Here is an 11,834-nt window from a genome sequence, read left to right on the forward strand (position 1 = left end):
CGTAGCGCGGATCGTCCCGCGCACGGTGTCGTTCCGTATGTGGGATGACGGAACGTCCTACACCAATTATCACATAAGAAGTAATGCGGGGCACGTCCAAACACCCCCGTACCACTTCTAAGACACTATATTTTCCTTATCCTATCTAGCCGCTCAACAATCACCCCTTCCCAAGGCCCTAGAAGCACCCCTATTACTCACCTCCAGCAGACAGCCATTCAGACACACCAAAAGGCTCAGGGCCCCACACCATGAAAGGTGCAGAGCCCTGAGCCCAAAGACTAGAGAGCTAAACTCTCACAGCGCCTTAGCGGGAAGAAATGACGCGCTCGGAGAAGCGGTTCGGGTTACCGAAACGGTGTGCGGTAATCGAAACAGCCTGCTCGCGGAGGAAGGGCAGCATCTCGATACGGCCAGCCTCGGTGACCGGTGCGAAGTACACTGCAACATCCGGGCGACCGCCCAGTGCCGAGTAGATGGACTTCTCATCGTTACCGATGTAGCGGATACGGGTGCCTTCCAGCGGGGTACCAGCCAGTGCGCGAACCGGGGTCTTAGCGTTCGAAGCCAGGTACTCGCGGAACTGAGCGTCCGACTTGACTTCGTACTTGATGCCCTTGTTCTCGAGGACGCCACGGACGTCGACCGGCAGGTCCTTACCGACGGACAGAGCAACCGGTGCGTTAGCTGCCAGACCGGCGAGCACAACGCGCAGGGTCTCTGCTGCGGATGCGGACTCGTCTGCACGAACCAGAACCTGGGTGGGTACGTAGCGCAGGATGTTACGCTCCACGCCCAGCTTCGAGGGGTCGTGACCGAAGCCGAACTCGGTGTCCCAAGCGTGTGCGTCAGAGGAGACACCGCGCTTGATGAATGCGAAGTCCTCGCGCTTGCCCAGCTCGGAGTTCTCGATGGTAGCCAGGGTCTCGCGGACGGTCACGGACTGGGTGGTTGCGGTCGCGGTTGCCTGTGCGGGCTCCCAATCGGACAGAGCGATCAGGTAGCTGGGGCCACCAGCCTTGGTACCGGAGCCAACGGTGGACTTCTTCCAACCACCGAAGGGCTGACGCTGAACGATTGCACCGGTAATTGCACGGTTGACGTACAGGTTACCTGCCTGAACCTTGGAGAGCCACAGCTCGAGCTCGTCAGCATCCAGCGAGTGCAGACCTGCGGTCAGACCGTAATCGGGTGCGTTCTGCAACTCGATTGCCTCTTCCAGAGTGTCAGCGGTCATGATACCCAGGATGGGGCCGAAGTACTCGGTCATGTGGTACTCGGAACCGGGCTTGACGCCTTCGCGAACACCGGGGCTCCACAGGCGGCCAGTGTCGTCCAGTTCCTTGGGCTGGATGAGCCAGCGCTCGCCCGGGCCGAGGGTAGTCAGACCGCGCAGCAGCTTCTCTTCCGGCTTCTGAACAACGGGGCCCATCTCGGACTCGATGTCCTGCGGGTGTGCCACGTGCAGGGAGCTGACGGAGTCAATCAGCTGACGACGGAAACGCTCGGACTGTGCAACGGAGCCAACCAGGATGACGGTCGAACCAGCGGAGCACTTCTGACCTGCGTGGCCGAATGCCGAGTAGACGACGTCCTTGACGGCGAGGTCGATGTCAGCGTTCGGGGTGACGATAATCGAGTTCTTACCCGAGGTCTCACCGAACAGGGGCAGGTCATCACGCCAGGAGCGGAAGAGCTCAGCGGTCTCGTAACCACCGGTCAGGATCAGGCGGTCAACCTCGGGGTGCGAGATGAGCAGCTTACCTGCAGCGCGGTCAACAACCTTGACGAGCTTCAGAACTTCCTTGGGAACGCCTGCATCCCACATGATCTCTGCGATCAGGGCACCGGTGCGAGCGGTGATGGTTGCGGGCTTGAAGATGACAGCAGAACCTGCAGCCAGACCAGCCAGAACACCACCGGCGGGAATAGCGGTCGGGAAGTTCCACGGGGGAACAACCAGGGTCAGGTCAACAGACTTGGGCTTTGCGCCGTCGATCTTCTCGAGGTCCTCAGCCAGCATTGCGTAGTAGTATGCGAAGTCGATTGCCTCGGAGACCTCGGTGTCGCCCTGCTCCAGGGTCTTGCCAGCCTCAGCTGCCATAACCTCCAGCAGGTCACCGCGGCGCAGTGCGATAGCCTTACCGACCTTGCGCAGAATCTCTGCACGCTCGTGGCCGGAGAGCTTGCCCCATGCCTTACCAGCTTCCTCAGTTTCCTTGATCAGCTTCTCAGCCTCAGCCTCGCTGGTCAGCTCGTTAGCCTTGAGGGTGTCGATGCCCAGCTTGGTGGTCTTGGAACGCTCGAGGATTGCGCGGCCCCACTCGCGGTTACCGGAGAGTGCGGGGTCGGTGTCGGGGGTGTTCTCGAAGCGGCCTGCCGGTACGAAGACGTTGTCCTCGTTCTCGGTCAGACGGTTCTGGGTGCGCTTGGATGCGGGAACCTCGTCGGTGACGGAGTTCAGTGCACGCATGAAGCGGTCCTCTTCGCGCTTGAAGATGGACTCGTCGGTTGCCAGGTCGAAGATACCGGACATGAAGTTCTCGGAGGAAGCGTTCTCCTCGAGACGACGGATCAGGTATGCGATTGCAACGTCGAATTCCTTGGGGTTCACGACGGGCACGTACAGCAGCAGGTGGCCAACGCGACGGCGGATGATCTCTGCCTGCTGCTCAGCCATACCAATCAGCATCTCGAACTCGACGCGGTCCTTCACGCCGCGGTCCTCGGACAGCAGCAGTGCGAAAGCAACGTCGAAGAGGTTGTGACCTGCAATACCGAGGCGAACGTTCTTCACGTGCTCGGGGCGCAGTGCGTAGTCCAGAACGCGCTTGTAGTTGGTGTCAGCAGCCTGCTTGGTGTCCCAGGTGGTCAGCGGCCAGCCGTGCATAACAGCTTCCACGATTTCCATGGAGAGGTTTGCACCCTTCACCAGGCGGACCTTGATGCCTGCGCCGCCAGCAGCAACGCGCTTTGCGGACCACTCCTGCAGGTGCTGCATTGCAGCCAGGGTGTCGGGCAGGTATGCCTGGAGCACGATACCGGCTTCCAGGTCCTTCAGGTGGGGCTGGTCCAGAATCTTGGTGAACACCTCAATGGTGAGGTCCAGGTCCTTGTACTCCTCCATGTCCAGGTTGATGAACTTCTTGGGGGAGGTGGATGCAGCCAGCTCGTACAGGGGGGTCAGGCGACGAACTGCGGTCTCAACGACCTCGTCGAATGCCCAGTGCTGGTGGGGGCCGGAAACAGCGGACACCTTGATGGAGACGTAGTCAACGTCGTCACGTGCCAGCAGGCGCTTGGTCTCAGCCAGGCGGTGCTCTGCTTCCTTGTCACCCAGAACTGCCTCACCGAGCAGGTTGACGTTCAGGCGGTTACCGGTCTTGGTCAGCTCTGCGATTGCGTCGCCCAGCTTCTCCTCGGAAGCGTCGACAATCAGGTGACCGACCATCTCGCGCAGCACGCGGCGTGCAACGGGAACGGTGGGCCATGCGACCTTGCCAGCCAGCTTGCCACCGAAGCCAACAGCGGACTTCATGTACCAGGGCAGGAAGGAAGGTGCCAGGCCGGAAATACGGGAAAGGTTGCGGCCGGAGACGTTGTCGTCTTCGGGGCGAATAACGCCATCAACAAAGCCGACGGTGAAGGGAAGACCATTGGGGTCCTTCAGAACACCGGCGAGCTGCTCAGCCGCGAAGGTGGGCTTGATCGACTGGGACTCATTTACCCACTGACGAACAAGCTGACGAGCTTCCAGAGCCATCTTCTGGTAGTGCTCAGATGCGAAAGGATGGGTCATCCTTGACTCCTAACTATCTCACTGTGTGCGGTGCACACCACGTTTGGCGATGTCTCTATTTCACCACAAAAGGGTAATAAATACCTCATTAGAAAAACTGAATGTTTTTTCCAAAATCCATTTAGTTTTTCTAAATGATTGTGCGGTGAGGTTTTCACCCCGCGCCCCCTCCGAACCTCCTGTTCGAAGAGACAAGGTGAAGTTTGTAGCGACATCGCTATCCATCTCTCTCAGGCTAGCACTTTCAGAAAGCAAATACCGAACCGATTTCGTAACAATCGAACACTTCAAAACCAGTCCCAAAAGCATCTTCGGCTCTAAGAATCATCACATTCAGCGCGAAAATACTCGCTACACAAGCCAACATGCCGGCACCCCACTTCAGGCGTCTCAAAAAGAGCCAGCCGGAAGCCCACGCGGTACCATAGACAAGAGTCCACGATGAGAGACGCACCACGGAAGAACTCAGAGGCACAATCTGCAGAACAACCGGGCGCGCCAGGGAGGAAACACATGTCAATCTACGACATCCGACGCATGCAAATGCTCCTCGAAATCCAAGAACGCGGCACCGTCATCGCTGCCGCAGAAGCGCTCAGCCTCACCCCCTCCGCCGTCTCCCAGCAGATTGCCACCCTCGAAAAAGAAACCGGCACCCCGCTTCTGCAGCGCATCGGCAGGCGCGTACAGCTCACCAGCGCCGGACTCATCATCGTCGACAGCGCCCGCAGCATCCTGCGCGAACTCGACCGCATGCAAACCTCCGTCGCCAACCTCACCGGCGAACCCGCAGGCATGGTCCGCCTCGCCATCTTCCAGTCCGCGGCCTTCGCACTGCTACCGGAAACCCTCAGCTACCTTGCCGAACACGCACCCTCACTCACCCTGCAAGTACTGCAAATCGACCCCGAAACCGGAACCTCCCTGACCCGAAGCCGCGAATACGACATGGTGCTCTCCGAAGCCTACCCGCACCACCACATCCCCGAATACCCCGAACTGCATTCCGAGCTACTCACCGAAGACCCGCTCAGCCTCATCGTGCCCAGCACCTCCACCATCACCTCGATTGAGGAAGCGCACGCACTGCCCTGGGTTCTCGAAATGGAACAGAACACCTCCCGCAGCTGGGCGCTCAACCAGTGCCGCACCGCAGGATTCGAGCCGGTCATCCGCTACAGCGCCAATGACATGATTACGAACTCCAACCTCGTCAAAGCAGGATTCGCCGTCACCATCGTGCCCGGTTTCATCCTCTCCTCCCTCTCCACCACCGAGGGGCTACGCATCGTGGAGCTGCCCGGCAAGCCCTGCCGCAAAATCTTTACCGCCGTACGCCGAGAGTCCGCCGCCAACCCCGCCATCGCCATGGTGCGCGAAGCACTGCACCACGCGGTGCAGGTGGCATTCGGCGAACACGACAGGAGCGAAACCGCATAAGAAAAATTAACTGCCAGCCATGCCGGCAGACTAGACAATGCAAAGGTCGGGGCCGTTCCCACGAACGACCCCGACCTTTCAACATACCTTTTTGAACAGGCGCCTATATATAAGGTATAAAAACACACAACGGAGCTACTCCCCCGCCGTGCCCATCCTTCACAGGAGCCAGCCCAACTGCTAGTTCAGCGAAGCAACCACAGCCGAGCTCTGCACCTCGTAGAACGAAGAGGACAAACCAGCCGCCGCCATATCCAGCACAGCGCTCACATGAACCTGCTTCAACGCAGAACCGGCAACACCCGAAGCCACCTGATAATTCAGCTGAATATCCAGGCGATGACCGCGAGGAATAGCAGTGCGCAACTCCAGAACGTTCTCGCTACCGGCACCAGCCTGACCGGTCTGCTCGCTACGGCGCACCGCATCAAGATTCAGAGCATCCACAGGAGCCACCAGGGCCGAAGCACCCAGGCTACCCGAAGGCAGCACCGCCTGACCCGAGGAAACACGAAGAGTCACCGCTGGCTTCAACAACAAACCAGTCTTCGGGTCCTGCGCGCGAGCACGCACCATCAGGCGAGTACCCACCGGCAGCGTCGAATTGCCCTCATTAATAATGCTCAGGCGAGTCGGCAGATTCCGGAAAGCAACAGTACGCGCCGGCTGACTCTGCAAAGGCACAGCCTGCACACCGTTAGCAGCCTTCAACTCCAGGCGGATGCACGACTCGTTATAGCGCATCGGAACCTGCACCAGCGCAGAACTCGCCGCGCCACCGTGCTGACCGCGTTGCCCGCCGCGCTGTCCGCCAGGACGCTGGGTCACGGGGGTCACGCGAGCGCGCTTACCGCCCGAACGAGTTGCCGCCTCCGCAGCGCTCACGCCGCCAGCCACCAGGGCAGCCGAAGCGCCCGCAACCTTCAACGCGGTACGGCGAGAAGCGTTCATCAGATTATTCTTAGTCATTTTCTACTCCCCTAAGCCTTCGCGATACGGTACACGCCGCTAATCGTGCCCTGCCACCAGGTGCCGTAACGATCAATCGTGCCCACCATCTGCAGAGTGTCACCACCGCCAAGCAGCAGGCTCACATGCTGAGGCAGGCGCTGCTCGTGCATCGTCTTACCGGTTTCCATGTCCAGCGCGACAGCCCACGCGTAGGCGCCATTCGCCAAACCAGCCGGGCCTCGGCGACGCTCACAGGTGTAAATCAGACCGTCAGCGGTGGAATAGCGAGGAACAGCCGAAGAGTACACGTCCTTACGGTCCCAAATCTTACGCAGACCGCGGTCGGTAATATCCCAACGCTCCATACCGGGAGCAAAAAGCGCATTCGCAGGAACCGACGGGCCGGCACCCTCCGGGTACTTCGGGTAGGGGTAGCCGTAGGTGCTTGCGCCGACCATCGTGTTACCCACACCGATCATGGAGTTCTCAGTGCCAGAGGTACCGGCAGTAAACAGGCCGGCGCTACCGACCTTCGCGCCGTTATCGGTGCGGTACACAATGACCGACTCCTGAATATCAGAGTTATCGGTCAGCATCACGTAATCCGAACCGTTCGGGCCAAAGAACGTCGGGGAGGCACCGGAACCCCACGCGAGCTTACCCGGCTTGCGGGCGCTACCGCGGTCGTACGCATGCCACCATTTGAGGGTGGGCGCGCCGGTTGCAGTAGCGTTCAGCATATAAATAGCGTGAGAAGTCACCACGCTCACGCCCTGCGGGCACGCCGAAATCGAGTTATCAATACGCTCACCCGCAATCGACGCCTTATTCAGGCGCATCGAGCGAATCGTGCCGCGGGCAGAATCAATCACCGCGATGTAGCCGTTCTTCGTCGCAACCCAAATGCGACCGGACCAGTCGGGCACCAGACCAACCACAGCGTCATTGGCACTCTGGGCGAGCATGCGGCTCAGGTCAATACGCTCATCAACTCGGATGCTGCGTCCGTCAGCAGAGTGGGAGAGGCGCAGCAGGCACTGAGAGCCATCCACCAGAACCATGCGGTCCTGCGCGTCAAGGTAGGCGTACACGCCACCGAGCAGTGCACCCTTCGGGATGTCCAGGTGGGAGAGCTCGCGGCCGGTATGCGGATCAAGAATAGAGAGCTTCGGGGTAATGAACTCGCCGTGGGCGAAGACCTGGGTGCAGAGCACCTGAATGAAGCCGTCGCGTCCGGCAAGAATCGTCGGGCAGGCGCCGCCAAGCTTTGTGCCGGTAATCTTCCAGTCGCCAGCGCCGGGGCCGGCAAGAGGAGTAGCGTCAGAGGACTGGGCATCACCGTGCATCGTGGTGATGCCGGGAGCGCCCAGGTGCGGATTCGCCTGGGCGTTATAGGTGGGGGTCATGGTTGGTTCTTTCTAACGGTGAGTGGCGCACACCTTCATTGGATTCAACGGAGTGCACTAATATGCATTTTTACATGCGCAAACGTTTCACATTGTAGGGTCAGAAAGCAGTTTTTGACGACACTAAAGGGCACCTTGAAACATTGTTCAGGCGACGCTTGAGAGCTTCACCAGGAAAACTCTCAGCACTACCCTTTCAGATTCAAGGTGCCCCTTTAACCCATCGCCACAGACTCTCGCACTCGAGGCGATAATTTATAGCTATTTCTCCATGAGCGCCTTTGCCAGAGCATCATCAAGAACCAAGTCAGTAATCGCACCCGTACGCAACGCGCCGCGCAAAGCACGCACACGGTGAGTACCGGACGCAACGCAAATACGGCGCGGAATACGAGCCAGCTCCTTCGGAGTCGGACCGGACGCACGCTTATTCAACTCAAGATCAGCCCACGAGCCGTCCTCACGCAGAAGAATCGTGCACATATCCCCCACAACGCCCAGCTCACGCAACTGACGCTGCTCCTGCACCTCAAAATAGCCGCCCGAGTACACGTGAGAAGGAATAGGCCCGCCAAAAGCACCCACGCCAAAAATAGCAAGGTCAACATTCTGCTGGGCATGCAGATTCTTCTGCACGCTACGCTCACGCCACATGGCGGTCTTCGTCTCCGCATAGTCAAAGAACGCGGGAACCGGAAAATGGATAGTCTGCGCATCATAGGCATTCACCAACTGCCCCAGCAAGGAACCCAGGTACGGAATGCCCGAATGGTGCGCGTTACCGGCACCATTCAGCTGAACCACCGTCACGCCCTTCAGAGGGCGGCGCGGCAGATGACGAGAAATCTCAGTCATCGTTGAACCCCACGCCACACCCAGGCTCGTTCCATTATCAATCAGGGAATCAAGTAGAGCCGCCGCAGTACGGGATACCTGACTCATACGGGCAATAGGGGTGGCGTCCGAACGGACATTCACGAGAGTAACGCGCACCTTATAGCGCTCGCCGATGCGGCGCTCAAGCTCGCTGCGGGCACGGAAGGAATCATCCAGACGGATCTGCACCATGCCGCTCTCACGAGCACTTTTAAGCAGACGCGACACCGTGGCTCGAGAAACCCCCAGACGAGCCGCGATAGCATCCATCGTCATGTTGTGGATGTAGTACAGCTGCGCCGCCTCGTAAGTGTGGTTAGCGCGTTCGTTCATCGACCCCAGACCCCCAGTGAAAATCCGTTCAAACTACTTGGTTATTATTTCACCATTGGGTTTTACTATTTGCAAGATGAAACCCCACGCCGCGCACGCGGCACGACAAGAAAGAGCACTACATGAGCTCCCAGCACATTGCACAGCAGTCCCAGCTGACCGCTGAGTCCCGCGCCAAGGCACTCAAGAGCATGGTCAACGAAGAACTCGACATCCTGGTTGTGGGCGGCGGCATTACCGGTGCAGGTATTGCCCTCGACGCAGCAACCCGCGGTCTGCGCACCGGTATCGTCGAAGCAGGTGACTGGGCTGCAGGCACCAGTGCATGGTCCTCCAAGCTCGTTCACGGCGGCCTGCGCTACCTCTACAACCTCGACTTCAAGCTCGTGACCGAAGCTCTCACCGAGCGCGGCCTGCTGCTGAACAAGATTGCACCCCACCTCGTGCACGCACAGCCCTTCCTGTGGCCCCTGAAGATGCCCGTCATCGAGCGCGCATACTCCGCAATCGGCATCGGCATGTACGACACCCTGGCATTCCTCGGCTCCCGCGGCAACAAGGGCGTCCCCTCCCAGCGTCACTTCACCAAGGCCGGCACCAAGACCGTCTTCCCCGATATCAAGGACTCCGCATTCAGCGGCGCAATCCAGTTCTACGACGCACGCGTTGACGACGCACGCCTCGTCATCGACGTCGTCCGCACCGCTGCAAGCTACGGCGCACTGGCTGCATCCCGCACCCAGGTTGTCGGCTTCACCAAGGACGCATCCGGCCGCGTCATCGGCGCAGAGCTGGCAGACCTGGAGACCGGCGAGCGCCTGAACGTGCGCGCAAAGCACGTCATCAACGCAACCGGCGTGTGGACCGAAGAGTCCGAATCCCTGGCTAACCCCGAGGGTGGCCTGGAGGTTCTGGCATCCAAGGGTATCCACATCGTGGTTCCCCGCGACCGCATCAACGCAACCAGCGGTATCTTCACCAAGACCGAGAAGTCCGTTCTCTTCATCATCCCCTGGCAGCGTTACTGGATCATCGGTACCACCGACACCCCCTACACCGAGGACCGCGAGCGCCCCGTCGCAACCAGCAAGGACATCGACTACGTCCTGATGCAGGCGAACAAGCTGATCGCTAACCCGCTGACCCGCGAAGACATCATCGGCACCTACACCGGCCTGCGCCCGCTGCTGCAGCCCAAGGTCAAGGACGGCGCAGCATCCACCAAGGTTTCCCGCGAGCACACCGTGACCGAGGTTGCACCCGGCATGAGCGCCATCGCAGGCGGCAAGCTCACCACCTACCGTGTCATGGCTGCCGACGCTGTCGACTTCGCGCTGGGCGAGCAGGCTAAGCAGAACCCCTCCGTAACCGCAACCATCGGCCTGGTCGGTGCAGACGGCTACCACGCAATCGCTGCTAACCGTGCACGCTACGCAGAGCGTTACGGCTGGGATGAGGACCGTATCACCCACCTGCTCGAGCGTTACGGCGCGCAGATTGAGGACCTCGGCGCTCTCATCGACGCTGACCCCTCCCTCGGTGCTCCCCTGGCTAAGGCACCCCAGTTCCTGCGTGCAGACGTCGTCTTCGCTGTCCGCTACGAAGGTGCACTGCACCTGGAGGACGTTCTGGTCCGCCGCGTACGCCTCGACCTTGAGCAGCGCGACCGCGGCCTGGCAGCAGCAGACGAGATCCTCGACATCCTGCGTGCCGAGCTCGGCTGGGACGACAAGAAGGTCAAGGAGGAACTCGACCTCTACACCGCACGCGTACAGGCTATCCGCGAGGCAGAGTCCACTTCCACCGACGCTGAGGCATCGGCAAAGATTGAGGCTGTCACCCCCGTGGCACCCCGCGTAAAGCTCTAATCCTTAGAGATTCCACGCACCTTTCGTGACCGGTTATCCGGTACGAACCGACCGTTCGCCCCTCACCGAGCATGGGTTATCTCATATTTTCGGTGAGGGGTGGACGAGAGGTTAAATAACCGTTTACGATAATCCCCTGCATAAGAAGCAGCGAGCTAAATACAGGGTTAACCCACTGGTACGATCTGCTTCTCATCCAAAAACATCTATCAATTTTTCGTAGCAATCCGCTACACATTTCAGCACAGCGTTGTGCCCCCAAAACCGCATTGCGGGGAGGACGGCACAGGAACAAACAAGCATCGGTTCGCTTGCCTTCCAGACGCTTCGTCTTCAAGGAGCATCAATGTCTCTTCTTGCTTCCGCAGGAACTGTACTTGCAGCCGGCTCATCCGCACTCGTGGATGCATCCGGTGCCCCCACCACTCTTGGTTTTGTACTTTCCGAGTTCTTCGGCACCTTCATCCTGATTCTGCTCGGTGCCGGCGTATGCGCCGCAGTGACCCTCAAGAAGTCCTATGCTAAGGACGCAGGCTGGGTTGTTATCACCTTCGGTTGGGGTCTGGCAGTGTTCACCGCCGTATACCTCTCCTTCCACTCCGGTGCACATCTGAGCCCCGCTGTGACCGTTGGCCTGGCAACTGCAGGCCGCGACCTGGCAACTGGCGTTCCCGCAACCCCGCTGAACATCACCCTGTACATCGTCGCTCAGATGCTCGGCGCAATGGCTGGTGCAACCGCAGCCTACCTGACTTACAAGAAGCACTTCGATGAGGACCCGGGGGACCGCCTCGGCATCTTCGCAACCGGCCCCGCTATCAAGTCCTACGGCTGGAACTTGCTCACCGAGATTATCGGCACCTTCGTCCTGATTGGCTGGATCATCGCATCCGGTAAGACCCCCGCCCAGATTGGCCCCTTGGCTGTTGCCCTGGTCGTTGTTTCTATCGGTATGAGCCTTGGTGGCGCAACCGGTTACGCTATCAACCCCGCCCGTGACCTCGGCCCCCGTATCGCCTACACCTTCCTGCCCATCCCCGGTAAGACCGGTTCCAACTGGTCTTACGCTTGGGTTCCGGTTGTTGGCCCGATCATCGGCGCTATCCTCGCAGGCCTGATCGTTCCGGCAGTTCTGCCCCTCTAAACCTCTCTAATACCCCC

General features: G+C 59.6%; 7 protein-coding genes. 3 read left to right on the forward strand and 4 right to left on the reverse strand.

What is annotated here, in order from left to right; translation table 11 throughout:
- Positions 1-307: 307 nt before the first annotated feature.
- A complete protein-coding gene (locus HMPREF2712_RS08710; protein WP_070819775.1) occupies positions 308-3,799 on the reverse strand; it encodes a bifunctional proline dehydrogenase/L-glutamate gamma-semialdehyde dehydrogenase in 3,492 nt (1,163 codons plus the stop codon).
- A gap of 513 nt (positions 3,800-4,312) precedes the next feature.
- Here HMPREF2712_RS08710 and HMPREF2712_RS08715 point away from each other — a divergent pair.
- Complete coding sequence (locus tag HMPREF2712_RS08715; protein WP_049354895.1) at positions 4,313-5,239, forward strand: LysR family transcriptional regulator; 927 nt, start codon at positions 4,313-4,315, stop codon at positions 5,237-5,239.
- A gap of 180 nt (positions 5,240-5,419) precedes the next feature.
- On the opposite strand, the gene HMPREF2712_RS08720 is transcribed toward HMPREF2712_RS08715, so the two are convergent.
- The 3 genes from HMPREF2712_RS08720 to HMPREF2712_RS08730 all read right to left on the reverse strand — a co-directional run bounded on the left by HMPREF2712_RS08720 (position 5,420) and on the right by HMPREF2712_RS08730 (position 8,805).
- Positions 5,420-6,208 (reverse strand): transcriptional initiation protein Tat, encoded by a 789-nt coding sequence (locus tag HMPREF2712_RS08720; RefSeq protein WP_070819776.1) that lies wholly within the window; start codon positions 6,206-6,208, stop codon positions 5,420-5,422.
- An 11-nt stretch (positions 6,209-6,219) separates the two neighbouring features.
- Positions 6,220-7,596 (reverse strand): hypothetical protein, encoded by a 1,377-nt coding sequence (locus tag HMPREF2712_RS08725; protein ID WP_005506593.1) that lies wholly within the window; start codon positions 7,594-7,596, stop codon positions 6,220-6,222.
- A gap of 261 nt (positions 7,597-7,857) precedes the next feature.
- On the reverse strand, positions 7,858-8,805 hold the full coding sequence (locus HMPREF2712_RS08730; protein ID WP_070616621.1) for a sugar-binding transcriptional regulator: 948 nt from the start codon (positions 8,803-8,805) through the stop codon (positions 7,858-7,860).
- A 122-nt stretch (positions 8,806-8,927) separates the two neighbouring features.
- Between HMPREF2712_RS08730 and HMPREF2712_RS08735 the strand changes: the two genes are divergently transcribed.
- Both HMPREF2712_RS08735 and HMPREF2712_RS08740 read left to right on the forward strand, forming a co-directional pair.
- Positions 8,928-10,673 carry a glycerol-3-phosphate dehydrogenase/oxidase gene (locus HMPREF2712_RS08735; RefSeq protein WP_049354899.1) on the forward strand — a complete coding sequence of 582 codons (1,746 nt, stop codon included), beginning with the start codon at positions 8,928-8,930 and terminating at the stop codon, positions 10,671-10,673.
- Positions 10,674-11,019: 346 nt separating this feature from the next.
- The gene (locus HMPREF2712_RS08740; protein ID WP_005507711.1) at positions 11,020-11,817 is read left to right on the forward strand and encodes an MIP/aquaporin family protein; all 798 of its coding nucleotides are present in this window, start codon (positions 11,020-11,022) and stop codon (positions 11,815-11,817) included.
- Positions 11,818-11,834 lie beyond the last annotated feature (17 nt).

Source organism: Rothia sp. HMSC064F07 (genome assembly GCF_001837265.1).
GTDB lineage: Bacteria > Actinomycetota > Actinomycetes > Actinomycetales > Micrococcaceae > Rothia > Rothia mucilaginosa.